The 14605-nt window shown below is 66.8% G+C and carries 13 protein-coding genes; 6 read left to right on the top strand and 7 right to left on the bottom strand.

Translation table 11 applies throughout. The features are described 5' to 3' along the window. Positions 1-11: 11 nt before the first annotated feature. On the top strand, positions 12-1043 hold the full coding sequence (locus tag QFZ60_RS10545) for an aldo/keto reductase (RefSeq protein WP_307090331.1): 1032 nt from the start codon (positions 12-14) through the stop codon (positions 1041-1043). A gap of 25 nt (positions 1044-1068) precedes the next feature. Here the strand turns inward: QFZ60_RS10545 and QFZ60_RS10540 are convergent, their stop codons facing one another. The 5 genes from QFZ60_RS10540 to QFZ60_RS10520 all read right to left on the bottom strand — a co-directional run bounded on the left by QFZ60_RS10540 (position 1069) and on the right by QFZ60_RS10520 (position 6829). After that, positions 1069-1311, bottom strand: coding sequence for a hypothetical protein (locus QFZ60_RS10540; protein ID WP_142121624.1), 243 nt, complete (start codon positions 1309-1311; stop codon positions 1069-1071). Between the two features lie 8 nt (positions 1312-1319). Then, the gene (locus QFZ60_RS10535) at positions 1320-2753 is read right to left on the bottom strand and encodes a flotillin family protein (RefSeq protein ID WP_142121626.1); all 1434 of its coding nucleotides are present in this window, start codon (positions 2751-2753) and stop codon (positions 1320-1322) included. Between the two features lie 193 nt (positions 2754-2946). After that, positions 2947-3246 (bottom strand): hypothetical protein, encoded by a 300-nt coding sequence (locus tag QFZ60_RS10530; protein WP_307090328.1) that lies wholly within the window; start codon positions 3244-3246, stop codon positions 2947-2949. Positions 3247-3358: 112 nt separating this feature from the next. Continuing rightward, on the bottom strand, positions 3359-4222 hold the full coding sequence (locus tag QFZ60_RS10525; protein WP_307090326.1) for an SDR family oxidoreductase: 864 nt from the start codon (positions 4220-4222) through the stop codon (positions 3359-3361). Positions 4223-4270: 48 nt separating this feature from the next. After that, entirely contained in the window at positions 4271-6829 is a 2559-nt protein-coding gene (locus QFZ60_RS10520; RefSeq protein ID WP_307093287.1) for an excinuclease ABC subunit UvrA, read from the bottom strand. 207 nt (positions 6830-7036) lie between these two features. Between QFZ60_RS10520 and QFZ60_RS10515 the strand changes: the two genes are divergently transcribed. After that, the gene (locus QFZ60_RS10515) at positions 7037-7861 is read left to right on the top strand and encodes a DUF1206 domain-containing protein (RefSeq protein ID WP_307090324.1); all 825 of its coding nucleotides are present in this window, start codon (positions 7037-7039) and stop codon (positions 7859-7861) included. Between the two features lie 75 nt (positions 7862-7936). On the opposite strand, the gene QFZ60_RS10510 is transcribed toward QFZ60_RS10515, so the two are convergent. After that, positions 7937-8683 carry an MBL fold metallo-hydrolase gene (locus QFZ60_RS10510; protein ID WP_307090322.1) on the bottom strand — a complete coding sequence of 249 codons (747 nt, stop codon included), beginning with the start codon at positions 8681-8683 and terminating at the stop codon, positions 7937-7939. A 230-nt stretch (positions 8684-8913) separates the two neighbouring features. On the opposite strand from QFZ60_RS10510, the gene QFZ60_RS10505 reads away from it, so the two are divergent. Continuing rightward, positions 8914-9657: an SGNH/GDSL hydrolase family protein gene (locus QFZ60_RS10505; RefSeq protein ID WP_307090320.1), complete on the top strand. Its 744-nt coding sequence runs from the start codon at positions 8914-8916 to the stop codon at positions 9655-9657. Positions 9658-9707: 50 nt separating this feature from the next. Here the strand turns inward: QFZ60_RS10505 and QFZ60_RS10500 are convergent, their stop codons facing one another. Continuing rightward, positions 9708-10454, bottom strand: a complete 747-nt coding sequence (locus QFZ60_RS10500) for an SCO1664 family protein (RefSeq protein WP_307090318.1) — start codon at positions 10452-10454, stop codon at positions 9708-9710. Between the two features lie 88 nt (positions 10455-10542). Between QFZ60_RS10500 and QFZ60_RS10495 the strand changes: the two genes are divergently transcribed. Genes QFZ60_RS10495 through QFZ60_RS10485 form a run of 3 tightly spaced genes read left to right on the top strand, consistent with a single transcriptional unit; the run spans position 10543 to position 14600 of the window. Then, on the top strand, positions 10543-11931 hold the full coding sequence (locus QFZ60_RS10495; protein ID WP_307090316.1) for a sigma 54-interacting transcriptional regulator: 1389 nt from the start codon (positions 10543-10545) through the stop codon (positions 11929-11931). A 14-nt stretch (positions 11932-11945) separates the two neighbouring features. Beyond that, positions 11946-13946, top strand: a complete 2001-nt coding sequence (locus QFZ60_RS10490) for a VWA domain-containing protein (protein WP_307090313.1) — start codon at positions 11946-11948, stop codon at positions 13944-13946. A gap of 36 nt (positions 13947-13982) precedes the next feature. After that, entirely contained in the window at positions 13983-14600 is a 618-nt protein-coding gene (locus QFZ60_RS10485; protein ID WP_373427673.1) for a dihydrofolate reductase family protein, read from the top strand. Positions 14601-14605 lie beyond the last annotated feature (5 nt).

The following is a 14605-nucleotide window of genomic DNA, read 5'->3' as shown; positions in this document are numbered from 1 at the left end:
TGAGGACAACCATGCAGTACCGAACACTGGGAAACAGCGGCACCATCGTCACCAGCTATGCGCTGGGCACCATGACGTTTGGCGCGGAGGCGACGGAGGAAACCTCCCATGCCATCCTGGACAGCTACTTCGAAGCCGGCGGCAACTTCATTGACACCGCCGATGTCTACAGTGCTGGAGTCTCGGAAGAAATCATCGGCCGCTGGCTGGCCAACCGGCCCGAGGTGAGGGATAAAGCGGTGATCGCCACTAAGGGACGCTTTCCCATGGGTGCGGCACCGAACGACGTCGGAACGTCCCGGCGGCGCCTGACGCGCGCCCTGGACAATTCCCTCCGCCGCCTGGGCGTGGAACAGATCGACCTGTACCAGATGCATGCATGGGACCCGATCACCCCGCTGGAGGAGACCCTCCGCTTCCTGGACGACGCAGTGACCCGCGGAAAGATCGCCTACTACGGCTTCTCGAACTTCCTGGGCTGGCAGCTCACCAAGGCCGTGCATGTGGCACGCAACCAGGGGTGGAACCCGCCCGTCAGTCTGCAGCCCCAGTACAGCCTGCTGGTCCGGGACATCGAATTCGAAATCGTTCCGGCCGCCCTTGACGCCGGGGTTGGCCTGCTGCCGTGGTCGCCCCTGGGCGGCGGCTGGCTGTCCGGCAAGTACAAGCGCGACCAGCACCCTTCCGGCGCAACACGCCTCGGCGAAAACCCCGAACGTGGCATGGAGGCCTGGAAGGCGCGCAACGAGAACCCGAGGACGTGGGCTGTCATCGACGCTGTCCAGGACATCGCGGACGCCCACGGCGTAAGCCCGTCCCAGGTGGCCCTGGCCTGGCTGGCGGACCGCCCTGCCGTGACGTCCGTGATCCTGGGGGCCCGGACCATGGAACAGCTGGCTGACAACCTGGCCGCCGCGGACCTGGAACTCAGTGCTGACGAATCCGCCCGGCTCACCCAGGCCAGCCAGCCGGAGACGGGCGTCTATCCCTATGGCCCCATGGCCTTGGAACAGCGCAGCCGCAAAATGGAGGGCGGGCGGTAGCTCTCCAAGGAGGCCGGGGGAGGGCCTACTCCGGGTGCTTCAGCACGTCCGGAAGCTCGTCCACATACACCGTTTGCGGCGGGTCGAAATAGATCACCAGCACCTCACTGCCCGCCGGGAACTCACTGGTCTTGTCGTACGGGTGGGCATGGAATGCCATGGTGCCGCCAAGATAGGGAAGCATGACTTCGCCAATGGTGCCCGGGCCGATGCGCCCGGTCACCCGGCCGATCTTCCCGGTCAGGCTCCGGTCAACGTCCTTGTGCACCGGCAGCCCTACGCACCCGGTGCCTTGGGCGGACGCTTGGTGTCCTCGCCTTTTCGGAGCGCGGACGCGAGGGCAGGCAGGTAGTCGCCAGCCTGCGCCAGGATGCCGCCCAGCATCTTGTTGACGCCCTCGCCGCCGTTGAGGACGGTCATGTTGCCCACGTGCGAGAAGGGCTCCGCTGCTGCGGCGATGATGGCAGGCATGTTCTCGGCAAGCTGCTGGGAGATGACCGCGTCCTGGTTGGTGCCCAGCGCTTCGGCCCGGGCCTTGATGCCGTCAGCTTCGGCCAGCGCCTTGGCCTTGATGGCGGAGGCCGCGGCGTCACCCTTGGCCCTGGTTGCGGCGGCTTCGGCCTCACCGGTGACCTTCGTTGCTCCGGCTGCCGCGGCAGCGGCGGTGGCGTTCGCCTGGGCCTGCAGTTCCGTGCGCCTGGCGTTCGCCTGGGCCTCAAGCTCGGTGCGGCGCGCCAAAGCCTCGGCGGCGCTGATATCCGCCGCCTTCTGCCCTTCGGCGTCGGTGCGCTTGGCATAGGCTTTCGCGTCAGCAGGCTTCCGGATGCTCGTCTGCAGCTTTTGCTCCTCACGGTCCGCCTCAAGCTTGGCAACTTCGGTTTCCTGGACCACCACCTGCTGCCGTGCAGTAGCCTCAGCCAGAGGTCCGGCCTGGGCGGCGTTTGCCCTGGCCCGTTCCGCGTTGGCCTGCGCCACCGACTGCCGGATCGCCGAAACGCTCTGAGCGTCCGCAATCAGGGCTGCGGCTTCCGCTTCCTTTTCCGCCGCTTCCCGGTTGCGGGTGGCCTCGGCAATCCGGGCCTCCATCTTTACCTGGGCGATATGCGGCTTTGCGATGTTCTGGATGTAGCCGGTGGGGTCCTGCAGGTCCTTGATCTGGAGCGAATCCACCACCAGGCCCAGCTTTTCCATTTCCACCCCGCTGGCGCTGCGGACCTGCGAGCCCAGTTTGTCCCGCTCCCGGATGATTTCCTCCACCGTCATGCTGCCGATAATGGAGCGGAGGTGGCCTTCAAAGACGTTGTATACCTGGCTCTGCATTTTGGGCTGCTGGCCCAGGAATCGGCGCGCCGCGTTGGCAATGAAGGGCGGAGCATCGCCGATCTTGTAAATGACGACGCCTTCAACAATGACCTGGATGCCCTGGGAGGTAACACAGGAAACCTTGAGTTCCGTTTCATTCAATGTGAGTGACAATGGCCGCACGGTCTGGAGTCCGGGGAGGACCAGGGCGCCTTTGCCGGTCACAATCTTGAAGTCCATTCCTGCCCTGGTTTCCAGGGTTCCCCTGGTCAGCCCGGAGATGATCAGGGCCTCGTTGGGTTCTGCCACCTTCCACATCAGCTTTGTTGCCACCCAGATAAAAACAATGGCAACAAGAACGCCCAGAATAATGGCGATCAGCGGGAAGAACGGTGCAAAGTCCGGCATGGCCAGGTCCTTTCAATGCCGTGAAGAATGCCTCACGGTAAAACCCCAATAAATGCAGCCGTCCATTTACGCGGGCATTGAAAGCGCAGACAATTCGGGCGCGGTGGCCAACTGTTGTAGACAGTCTGGTGTGCCCCCGGCCAAGAGTCCAGAGCGGGACAGATATTTGCCTGCAGCAACGGAAAAGGATTGGTCAGCGGCGGTCCAGAAGGCCCGAACCCATTGCAAGGATTGCTTCCACTTCCGCTGAGCGGTGGGCCTCAAAGACGCTGTCTGCAATGGCACGTGTGCTGGCTAGGATCGGTATTGGCAGACTTGCGTTGCACCCCCTGCAGCGGATCTCATCGGTCCAGACCCAGTTGTAGGCAACGTGGCGTTCCAGGACACTTTGCATGGTGGCGGCAATGGCCGTCGCGATGACGTCGGCCGCCGCGCCGAAACGCGCCGAATCCCCGGTGCTGCAGATGGACCCAACCTCAATATCGATGCTCATGGTGCCTCTTCCCGCGATCCGGATGGTGCTGTCGAGCATAGTGTGCGCCGCATCACAACCCTGCATTGGGAATGTCTCAGTTGCCTAACGGGGGCCGGTGGAGGGGCCCCGCTCAGGGCTGCGGGTCCGGATGCACCACGGTGACCTGCAGCGGCATCCTGTTTGTCCTGCGCAGGCGTCCGCCCAGTATGTTCCGTAACCCGTGGGTCACCAGCCGTCTTTTAGTCAGGAACCGGAACTCCGCGGCCTCGGATGTCACAAGATCCACGATGGGCCGTGCCGCCTGCCCGGCGCTCTGCCCCCACAGTCCCACCACCACCTGCAGGGCCCCGAGGCGGTGCTCGAACCCCGGCTGGGACGCCACCCGCCCCAGGAGGTCCGTTTCCACCAGGCCGGGATTCATGCCGTGCACCCGCACGCCCGTACCTTTGGTTTCCAACCGCAGTGTCTCCGTGAACTGGCGGACCCATCGCTTGCTTGACGCATACGCGTTCTGCAGCGCCACGGGTCCCCGGTCACCTTGGCCATAGAGGTTCACCAGGTCACCGTGGCCTTGCTGCAGGAACACCGGCAGGGCCACCCTGGCCCCGTGGAATGTGCCCAGGATGTTGGTCCGCACCACGCGTGTGAAGTCATCCACGGGCGTTGACGCAGTGGGCCCATAGAGCCCCGACGTGCCGGCGTTGTTGATCCAGATGTCCAGCGTCCCGCGGCTGATGGCCTCGTCCCGGAGTGCTTCCACGTCGGCGAGGTCGCCGGTGTCGCAGCGCCTCCCGGATGCAGCGATGCCCGCAGCACGCAAACGTTCGACGGCGGCAGCAACGTCGTCGTCCGATCTTGCTCCCAGCACTACAGCCGCACCGTGCAGGCCCAGCTCCCGGGCCATGGCGAATCCAAGGCCGCGGCTTGAACCGGTCACCACCGCAACCCGGCCGCTAAGCACGTCCTGTGGAAGCACCGCCTGGGGGGAACGCATTCCTCTGTCCTACGCCCGCGCATGAGCGGGGGCAAGAGCCCAAAGCCGCTACCCTTCCGCCCCGGCGTAACGGTCCCGGAGGGCGGCGGCCAGATAGGGAGCGGTGCGGCTGCTGCGGGAACGCGCGACGGCGGCCGGGCTGCCGGCGGCGACGAGCTTACCGCCGGCGTCGCCACCGGCCGGCCCCAGGTCCATCACCCAGTCCGCGGCGGCCACCACGTCCATGGCATGTTCCACAACGATCACCGTGTTGCCGGCGTCCACCAGGCGGTTGAGCTGGGCCATCAGGAGTTCGACGTCGGCCGGGTGGAGTCCGGTGGTGGGCTCGTCCAGCAGGTAGAGCGTGTGGCCGCGCCGGGCCCGCTGCAGTTCAGTGGCCAGCTTGATCCGCTGCGCCTCACCACCGGAAAGCTCGGTGGCCGGCTGGCCCAGCCGGAGGTAGCCCAGGCCCACTTCCTGGAGGGTCTGCAGGGAACGCGCCGCGGCGGGAACCCCTGCCAGGAAGCCGGCCGCGGCATTGACCGTCATTCCCAGCACCTCCGCGATATTTCTGCCCTGATAGGTGACCTCCAGGGTTTCCGGGTTGTAGCGCGAACCGCTGCATTCCGGGCAGGGACCGTAGCTTCCGGGAAGAAAGAGCAGCTCCACGGCCACGAAGCCCTCGCCCTGGCACGTCTCACACCGTCCGCCGGCCACATTGAAGGAAAAGCGCCCTGGGCCGAAACCGCGGCTCCTTGCAGCATCGGTGGCAGCGAACTCCTTCCGGACCGCATCAAAGAGCCCGGTATAAGTGGCCAGGTTGGAGCGGGGCGTGCGCCCGATGGGCTTCTGGTCCACCTTGACCGTGCGGTCAATCCGCTCCAGCCCGGACACGTGTCCCACACTGCCCGGACCGCCGTCCTCGTCGATCTCAATGCCCGGCTCTTCACGTGGCTCCCGGCTGGTATCGCTGGCCTGCCGGAAGGTGCCGGCAACATCTGCGAGGACCTTGCTCACCAGGGTGGACTTACCCGAACCTGATACGCCCGTGACGGCCGTCAGGACGCCGAGCGGAAAGGCCACGTCCAGGTTCCGCAGGTTGTGGCGGCTGATGCCGCGCAGTTCCAGCCACCCGCCAGCGTCCCGCGTCGCACCCGTGCCGCTCCCGCCGTCGGCCGTCAACCCCGCCGCATCCCTGGGGAACAGGAAGGGCCTTGTCACTGACCCTGGCACAGCGTCCAGGCCCTGGACGGGCCCGCTGTACAGCACCTGCCCGCCGTCCTCGCCGGCGCGGGGACCCACGTCCACCAGCCAGTCGGCGCGGCGGACCACGTCCATGTTGTGCTCCACCACGAACACGGAATTTCCCGATGCCTTCAACTGGTCCAGGACTGCAAGGAGGGGTTCGGCATCCGCGGGGTGCAGGCCGGCTGACGGTTCGTCCAGCACATAGATCACCCCGAACAGCCCGGACCGGAGCTGGGTGGCGATCCGGAGCCGCTGCATTTCGCCCGGCGAGAGCGTCGGGGTGGCCCGCCCCAGCGCCAGGTAGCCCAGGCCAAGGTCAAGCAGGACGTTGACGCGCTGCAGCAGGTCGCGGGTAATGGCCACGGCCACTTCATTGGACTCAGAGGACTGCTTCCGCGACGCCGTGCCTGCCGTAGCCAGCAGGGTTGTGGGGCGGATGATGTCCGCCAGTTCGGTCATGGGCACGGCATTGAGTCCGGCAATGGTGTGCCCGGCGAAGGTCACCGCAAGGGCCTCGCGCCGAAGCCCGGTGCCATCGCAGCGCGGGCACGGTCCAGTCTCCATGAAGCGCAGCACCTTCTCCCGCATGGCAGGGCTCTTGGAGTCAAGCAGTGTGTGCATCACATAGCTTTTGGCACTCCAGAACCGGCCCTTGTACGGTTTGGCCACGCGGTCCCGCTGCGGCGTCACTTCCACCACGGGCTGGTCCTCGGTGAAGAGGATCCAGTCCCGCTGTTCACGGGGCAACTGCCGCCAGGGAATGTCCACGTCGTAGCCGAGGTGGGTCAGGATGTCGCGCAGGTTCTTGCCCTGCCAGGCACCGGGCCAGGCGGCGACCGCGCCGTCGCGGATGCTGAGGGATGTGTCCGGAACCAGTGATGCTTCGGTGACCGTGTGGGCGGTTCCCAGGCCGTGGCATTCGGGGCAGGCGCCTGCCGCGGTGTTGGGGGAGAAGGCATCCGAATCCAGCGGGGTAGCGCCGTCCGGGTAGCTGCCGGCGCGGGAGAACAGCATGCGCAGCGAATTGGAGAGCGTGGTAACGGTCCCCACGGTGGACCTCGAGGTGGCGGTGCCGCGCCGCTGTTGGAGTGCGACGGCGGGCGGCAGCCCGGTGATCTGCTCCACCTTGGGGTTGTGGCCCTGCTGGATCAGCCGGCGGGCATAGGGCGCCACGGACTCGAAAAAGCGGCGCTGCGCCTCGGCGTAGATGGTGCCGAAGGCCAGCGACGACTTGCCCGAGCCCGAGACTCCGGTGAACGCCACAATCGCGTCCCGCGGCACGTCGACGCTGACGTTGCGCAGGTTGTTCTCACGGGCGCCGCGCACCCGGACGAAGCCGTCTTCCCCCTGGCCGGCCAACTCTGCGGGCAGGCCCAGCATGTCTGGGTTCAGGGCGGTCAGGCGGTCAACGTTCTGTTCGGCATGCACCGCTTCGACTCTAGTGGTCATCCGTCCGTGGCCCGAACTTTGGGGGATCTGTCGGGACGGCGCGGACGGATTTACACTGAATCATCCCGCGGGGCCGGCAGGCACGAGACTCCGCCAGGGGGACCGAGAGATCAACTGCATAAAGTGGAAAGGCCGGCCATGGGCAACGCGTCGCAGGGAGCGAACAGGGCAGTATCCGAGGCCGCGTCGGCGAGCCGCAGCCCCGCGGTCCGTATTCTGGCCCGCGCCGGATTTGTCTTCATCGGCCTGGTCCACATCCTGATCGGCGTCATCGCATTGCAACTGGACAGGGGCCAGGGCGGTGAAGCCGACCAGTCGGGAGCAATCGGAGCCCTGGCGTCCAAACCTGGCGGCGGGATCCTGCTCTGGGTGGGAGCTGTTGCCTGCGCTGCGCTTGCCCTGTGGATGTTGAGTGAAGCCGTTTTTGGTGCCCGCTCCGAGACTGATTCCAAGAAGAAGCTGAAGGCGGCCGCCAGCGCCGCGGGCAAGGCCGTGGTTTTCGGGTTCCTGGCCTTCACCTTTGCCGTCTTTGCCTCCGGCGGCAGCAAGAACTCCAGCCAGTCCGCCAGCGATTTCACGGCAAAGCTGATGGGAGCGCCTGCAGGGGTGGTGCTCTTGATCGCGGTGGGGCTGGCAATCATCGGCGCCGGAGGCTATTACGCCTATCGCGGCATCACGCGGAAATTCATGAAAGACCTGCAGGACCCCGGTGATGCCCGGACAGCCGTGGAGTGGATCGGAACCATTGGCTACGCCGCCAAGGGCGTGGTGCTCGCCGTCGTTGGTGTGCTGATCATCGTGGCCGCCGCAACCGCCGACCCGTCCAAGTCCTCCGGGCTGGATGGCGGGCTGAAGACCCTCGGAGCGCAGCCGTATGGAGTGTTCCTCCTGGCCGCCATCGCCGCAGGGCTCATTTGTTACGGCGCATATTCCATGGCTCGGGCGCGTTACGGAAAGTTTTAGCTTGCCCCTTTAATCCAGTGCGGCGCGTTCGCCGGGATGCCTGCACAGCTTTCCGCCGCTGGCTCCCCAGAGCTGCTACTGCTTGGTCCAGCGGCATGCGCAGGGCCGGACCATGTCCCGGCAGGACAACCAAAGCGTCGACGCCGGCCAGGTTTCGCATGGCGGCGAGCGCCGCGCCCGGATCTGCGTGATACATCGAATGCAGCATTTGCGGACAGGACTTCCGGCTGATCGGGTGCCCGCTGACAAACGAATCGCCGACCGCGATGGCTCCCGCTTCCGGAAGCAGGATTGCGTGTTGCCGGGCGTGTGCCCGGGCACGGAGATGGCCACCGGCCGGCCCGGCAGGGCCCGGAGTGTGGCAGCGTCCCACGCCGTTGCCTGCGTTGCGGGCCGGGCTGCCAATGCGCCGGCCTTGATGACGTGCACTATCCAGCGGAACACCCGGGGCCGCCACGCCCGGCTGAGGACCTGGCCGAGGGTCACCTGGTGCTTCTCCTTGCCCTGCACGTGCGCCAACTCCCCGGCCGCGCACAGGACAGGTGTCCCGTAGGACTCGGAGAAGAAGGCCGCGGAGCCAGTATGGTCCACATGGCCGTGCGTGAGCAGCAGGGCCAGGGCGTCCGCGGGTTCCAGGCCCAGGTGACGGAGCGAGGCAAGGACATGGTGGCGGTCACCCGGGTAACCGCTGTCAATGAGGATGAATCCGGGCCCGTCCCGGACCACTATCCAGTTGGAGGCCGGCCCTTCAACGAAGTGGACGCCGGGTGCCTGTTCGGAAACGCGTTTCGCCGGGTCCCACCCGTTGGTTTTCTGTCGCACGGGTACAGCGTAGTCCGATGGCAACACCACAATCCGGACGCCGGATGACAGGTGCCTGGGCTACCCAACGCCCCTCAAGTTCCTGTGCAGTGGCTGTGCATCCTTTGATCCTGGTCACCTTGGCCCTACAGTATTCCCACCATTGCCTACGATGGGACACGGACAGAGGACGGATTGGCGGCGCCGGGCAGCGGCCGGACCGCGACGACTTGCAGGCAGGAGGTGGACCCATGCACCATGGCGTGCTGCTGCAGTCGCATCCCGCCCACCGGCATCCTGGCCGGGCCATAGCCGCAGGTGCGGTCGGCCTGGCCCTGGCCGTGACGTCAGGGAGTACTGCCCAGACGCAGCCACCTGCCACGGCAGCACCCCCGGTCCGCGTTGTGGTTGTGGGGGACTCCCTGAGCACCGGCCACGGCACGTCACCGCAGGAGGCGTGGCCGGCGTTGATGCGCAAAGACCCGCTGGGTGCCGGCCTGGAGGTGGTCAACGCCGCCGAGAACGGCAGCGGCTACATCAGTACGGGTGACCTGGACGGTACTTTCGGAACCGAGGTTGAAGACTTCGTGACTCCGGATACAGGAATTGTTGTCTTTTTCGGGTCGGAGAATGACCTGGGCCATGCCCCCGCAGATATTGGTGATGCCGCCCTGGCGGCGATGGACCGCGCCGAAGCCCTGGCCCCGGGAGCGAAGATCATTGTGGTGGGGCCGCCGTCGTACTCTGCAATCCCGGATCCTTCGCTGGTGGACATCAGTGACCAGCTCAGGGCCGCTGCCCTGCAGGCGGGCGGAGAGTTCGTGGACCCCATCGCGGAGGGCTGGATCAGCGATGATTTTGACGATCTCATCGGCCCGGACGGGGACCATCCCACGGTGCTGGGACAGCACTACCTGCTGGAGCACATCGGCACCCACCTCGAACAGGCGGCCCCTGCGGCGGCCGCTGCGCAAGGACATCCGGACGCCCAGTAAGGGTGCCGGCGCAAACAGTTCGGGCCCAGCCGGTTCCGGACCAGGATGACTCAGACCAGGGGCCAGGGGTAGCGCATGCCAGTGGGGTCAACGGGAAGTACCTTGTCCTGAAGCACCCGCTGGACGCGGCGCTGGAGTGCTGCCACTTCGGCCTGGTCCAGCAGTGCGGCGACACCGGCGGGCACCATGGTGGCCAGTGGACTTATGTCCTCAAGCAGATTGTCTGGAATGGGGTCACCGGCGAAGTCCCAGATCACGGTGCGCAACTTGAACGCGGCGGAAAAGCACAGGCCGTGGTCGATGCCCCAGATACGGCCGTCGGTGCCGCGCAGCACATGCCCGCTCTTCCGGTCCGTATTGTTCGCCACGTAGTCGAACAGGGCGATCCGGGCGAGATCGGTGTGGGTCCCGGGGAAGTCCGCGTACAGGGTGAAGTAATGCTCCTGGAGGTCCCCCTCGATGAACCATTGCAGCGATCCCACCCCAAGCGGCGCGTCTGTGCGGACTATCGTCGGCGGTACGACTCCCCACCCCAGTGCTTCGCTGAGCAGGTAGGCCGCGCACTCCCTGCGGTACAGGCCGGCGTCGAAATCCGCGAGCGGCCGTTCCCCGGCTTCCGGTTTGTAGACGGCCCAAGCGGAATCGTCCGCGCACGTAACTTCCACCAGGAACGTGGCGTTGCTGCCGCTCATGATCCGGCCCAGCAGCTCCACGCGGCCCTCATTAAGGAGGGTCAGCTCCCGCCCGGACTCCGGATCCTCAGAGCGGCCGCGTTCCGCCCCCGTCCCCTCCATCATGCCAACCAGCCTATGCCGGAGCCCGGTTCAACGGAGGAATCTGGAGGAAACTCTCGATTAGCCGCAGGGCGGGGCTTACCGTAGAGGGGTGAGTGAGCGCCCCGATATTTTTACCGTTGGTGAACTGCGTGCAGCAGGGTACGTCCACAAGGACCTGCGCCACGAAATCCGCGACAATCTCCTCGCCGCCCTGGCCGCGGGGCGGGACCCCTGGCCCGGATTGTTCGGCTTCAGCCGGACCGTGATCCCGCAGCTCGAACGGGCCCTCATCGCCGGGCACGACATCGTCCTGCTCGGTGAGCGGGGACAGGGGAAGACGCGCCTGCTGCGGACCCTGGCCGGGCTGCTGGATGAGTGGTCTCCGGTCATCGAGGGCTCTGAGCTGAACGAGCACCCCTTCGAGCCAATTACCGAACAGTCCCATGCCCGGGTCCTGACCGAGGGCGACCGGCTGCGGGTTGCCTGGCGGCACCGGTCGGAGCGCTACGTGGAAAAGCTGGCCACGCCGGACACTTCGGTGGCCGACCTGGTGGGCGACGTGGATCCGATGCGGGTGGCCGAGGGCCGCCGCCTGGGGGATCCCGAGACCATCCACTACGGGCTCATTCCCCGCTCCAACCGCGGCATCATCGCCATCAACGAGCTCCCGGACCTTGCCGAGCGCATCCAGGTGGCGATGCTCAACGTCATGGAGGAGCGGGATATCCAGATCCGCGGCTACGTGCTGCGGCTGCCGCTTGACGTGCTGGTAGTCGCATCCGCAAACCCGGAGGACTACACCAACCGCGGCCGCATCATTACACCGCTGAAAGACCGCTTTGGTGCGGAGATCCGGACCCACTACCCCATTGAACTGGAGGACGAGGTCTCCGTCATCCTGCAGGAGGGCCGGCTGGTGGCGGACGTCCCGCCCTTCATCCTGGAGATCCTGGCCCGCTACACCCGCGCGCTGCGGCAGTCCCCGGCCATCAACCAGACTTCCGGCGTTTCCGCCCGGTTCGCGATCGCCGGCGCGGAGACGGTGGCCGCCGCGGCGCTGCGCCGGGCGAGCCTGCGGGGCGAGGACCAGGCGGTGGCCCGGATTATCGACCTCGAGCCGGCCGTGGAGGTCCTGACGGGCAAGATCGAGTTCGAATCGGGGGAGGAAGGACGCGAACAGGGCGTCCTCGACCATCTCCTGCGCACCGCCACCGCCGAAGCTGTCAGGGCGCACTTCCAGGGCCTGGACATGGGTCCGCTGGTGGCCGCCCTCGACGGGCACCGGACCGTCACCACCGGGGAGCAGGTGACCGCGCAGGAGTTCCTCGGCAACCTCCCCTCCCTGAACGGCTCGGGCCTCTACGACGAAATCGGGCGGCGCCTGGGCGCCACAAATGACGGACAGCTCGCTGCCGCCGTCGAACTGGCACTCGAAGGCCTGTACCTCGGCCGGCGGATCTCCAAGGAATCCGACGACGAGGAAACCATTTACGGCTAGGCACAGGAGGGACCATGGCCATCCACAAGCGGTCCGCCAGGTATGGCCGGTACACCGGCGGCCCGGACCCGCTCGCCCCGCCGGTCGACCTGGCCGAGGCGCTCGACGCCGTCGCCGAGGACGTGATGGCAGGCTACTCGCCGCGCCATGCCCTCCAGGAGTTCCTGCGGCGCGGCGGGCGGAACCGCGAGGGGCTGGACGACCTCGCCCGGCGCGTCCAGGAGCGGCGGCGCGACCTGCTCAGCCGCCACCGGCTGGACGGCACCCTGGATGAAGTGAAGAAGCTCCTGGACACGGCCGTGCTGGAGGAGCGCAAGCAGCTGGCCCGGGACGCCATGATGGATGACACCGACCGTGCCTTCCGGGAGATGCAGCTGCAGAACCTCCCGCCCTCCACGGCGGCCGCCGTCAATGAGCTCGCCTCCTACGACTGGCAGTCCCAAACCGCCAGGGAAGCGTACGACCGGATCAAGGACCTGCTGGGCCGGGAAGTCCTTGAACAGCGGTTCGCCGGCATGAAGCAGGCGCTGGAGAGCGCCACCGACGAGGACCGCGAAGCAGTAAACGCGATGCTCCGGGACCTCAACGAGCTGCTGGGCAAACACCGGCGGGGCGAAGACACGGACGCCGATTTCCAGGAGTTCATGGCCAGGCACGGCCAGTACTTTCCGGAGAATCCGCAATCCGTGGAGGAATTGGTGGATGCCTTGGCTCAGCGCGCGGCGGCGGCCCAACGGCTCCTGCAGTCCATGTCCCCTGAGCAGCGTGACGAGCTGATGCGGTTGTCCGCCCAGGCATTCGGCTCGCCGGAACTGATGGCGCAGCTCAGCGAGCTCGACGCCACCCTGCAGGCCCTGCGTCCCGGAGAGGACTGGACGGGATCGGAACGCTTCGAAGGGCAGGAAGGCCTGGGGCTGGGTGACGGGACCGGTGTGCTGCAGGACATCGCCGAGCTCGACGAACTGTCCGAGCAACTGTCGCAGTCCTACAACGGCTCCCGGCTTGACGACCTGGACCTCGATGCCCTGGCACGCCAGCTCGGTGCGAATGCCGCCGTGAGCGGCCGCACCCTCGCCGAGATCGAGCGGGCCATGCAGGACGGCGGCTACCTGCGGCGCGGCACTGATGGCGACCTGCGGCTGTCTCCGCAAGCCATGCGGCGGCTGGGGAAATCGCTGCTCCGGGACACTGCAAGGCAGCTCTCCGGGCGGCAGGGAAACCGGGACACGAGGATGGCGGGGGCCGCCGGGGAACAGACGGGCTCAAGCCGGCAGTGGGAGTTCGGTGACCGCGAGCCCTGGGACGTCACCCGCACCATGACCAACGCCATCCGGCGCATCATGGCCGACGGCGGTGACCCGGGCCGCGGACTGCGCCTCGCCGTCGGCGACATCGAAGTGGCCGAGACGGAGGCACGCACCCAGGCGGCGGTTGCCCTGCTGGTGGACGTGTCCTTCTCCATGGCTGCCGAGGGGCGGTGGGTGCCGATGAAGCGGACCGCGCTCGCACTGCACCACCTGGTGTCCACACGCTTCCGCGGCGACCGGCTGCAGCTGATCACGTTCGGACGCTACGCGCAGTCCATGGACATCGGCGAACTCACTGCCCTCCCGGCGCTCCGCGAGCAGGGCACCAACCTGCACCACGGTTTGCTGCTGGCGGGCCGTTTCTTCCGAAGCCACCCATCCATGCAGCCCGTCCTGCTGGTGGTCACCGATGGCGAGCCCACCGCGCACCTGCTGCCGGACGGGGACTCCTGGTTCAACTGGCCGCCGGATGCGGAGACCATCCGTGCCACCGTTGCGGAACTGGACCGCCTTGGGCGTTCGGGCGTCCAGACCACGTTTTTCCGCCTGGGCAACGACCCCGGGCTGGAGCGGTTCATCCAGCGGATGGCGCGGCGCGTGGACGGCAGGGTGGTGGCGCCGGAGGTGGGCGACCTGGGCGCAGCCGTGGTGGGGGAGTACCTGCGGGCCCACGTCCGCAGCGCCTACGCCGACGGCGACTGGTTCTGACGGGTCCCTTGCCGGGCTTCCCGGGCCGGGAATAGCATGGGCGCCATGAGCCAGCTGATGGTGGACCTGATCATCACCCTGGACGGCTTCGCCTCGGGTGAAGGGTGGCCGGGCTGGTGGGGCCTGGAGGGTCCGGAATACCTGGCCTGGCTCCAGCAGGAGGCCGGGAAGGACTATACGTTCCTGCTGGGGGCCAACACCTACCGCCTCATGTCAGGGATGTCGGAGGACGCTGGAGCCGGGGGAACGGGATATTCACAGGACGAAAGCTCAGCCCTGACCGGCCTGGCCGCCGTTCCCAAGGTGGTCTTCTCCTCCACGCTCAAAGCACCTCTTCGATGGCCGAACTCCGTACTGGTACCGGGGGATGCGGTGGAGGCCGTCAGGCAGATGAAACAAACCCATCCCGGGCCCTTGAGTACCCTCGGCAGCCTCAGCCTCTGCCGTTCCCTGATGGCAGCAAACCTCGTGGACCGGTTCAGGCTGGTGGTCTTCCCCCTGATCACCGGACGCACGGGACGCGAACGGATCTACGACGGCTACCCGGACGTCGCCCTGGACCTGGTGGACAGCAGGATCTTCGACGGACGCCTCCAGCTGCTTGAGTACATTCCCCGCGTGATAGACCGCCCGCCGCTCAGCGGCCAGCCCTGACGTCG

The sequence above is a fragment of the Arthrobacter sp. B2I5 genome (genome assembly GCF_030816735.1).
In the GTDB taxonomy this organism is placed as follows: Bacteria; Actinomycetota; Actinomycetes; order Actinomycetales; family Micrococcaceae; genus Arthrobacter.
Note: the sequence above shows the minus strand (reverse complement) of the source record. Positions and strands in the feature narration are given on the sequence as shown.

Excerpts from the sequence above, each read along its gene's own strand:
- QFZ60_RS10505 (WP_307090320.1), top strand. The coding sequence starts at position 8,914 with ATGCACCATGGCGTGCTGCTGCAGTCGCATCCCGCCCACCGGCATCCT.
- QFZ60_RS10500 (WP_307090318.1), bottom strand. The coding sequence starts at position 10,454 with ATGATGGAGGGGACGGGGGCGGAACGCGGCCGCTCTGAGGATCCGGAG.
- QFZ60_RS10530 (WP_307090328.1), bottom strand. The coding sequence starts at position 3,246 with ATGAGCATCGATATTGAGGTTGGGTCCATCTGCAGCACCGGGGATTCG.
- QFZ60_RS10525 (WP_307090326.1), bottom strand. The coding sequence starts at position 4,222 with ATGCGTTCCCCCCAGGCGGTGCTTCCACAGGACGTGCTTAGCGGCCGG.
- QFZ60_RS10485 (WP_373427673.1), top strand. The coding sequence starts at position 13,983 with ATGGGCGCCATGAGCCAGCTGATGGTGGACCTGATCATCACCCTGGAC.
- QFZ60_RS10490 (WP_307090313.1), top strand. The coding sequence starts at position 11,946 with ATGGCCATCCACAAGCGGTCCGCCAGGTATGGCCGGTACACCGGCGGC.
- QFZ60_RS10545 (WP_307090331.1), top strand. The coding sequence starts at position 12 with ATGCAGTACCGAACACTGGGAAACAGCGGCACCATCGTCACCAGCTAT.
- QFZ60_RS10535 (WP_142121626.1), bottom strand. The coding sequence starts at position 2,753 with ATGCCGGACTTTGCACCGTTCTTCCCGCTGATCGCCATTATTCTGGGC.
- QFZ60_RS10515 (WP_307090324.1), top strand. The coding sequence starts at position 7,037 with ATGGGCAACGCGTCGCAGGGAGCGAACAGGGCAGTATCCGAGGCCGCG.
- QFZ60_RS10520 (WP_307093287.1), bottom strand. The coding sequence starts at position 6,829 with ATGCTGGGCCTGCCCGCAGAGTTGGCCGGCCAGGGGGAAGACGGCTTC.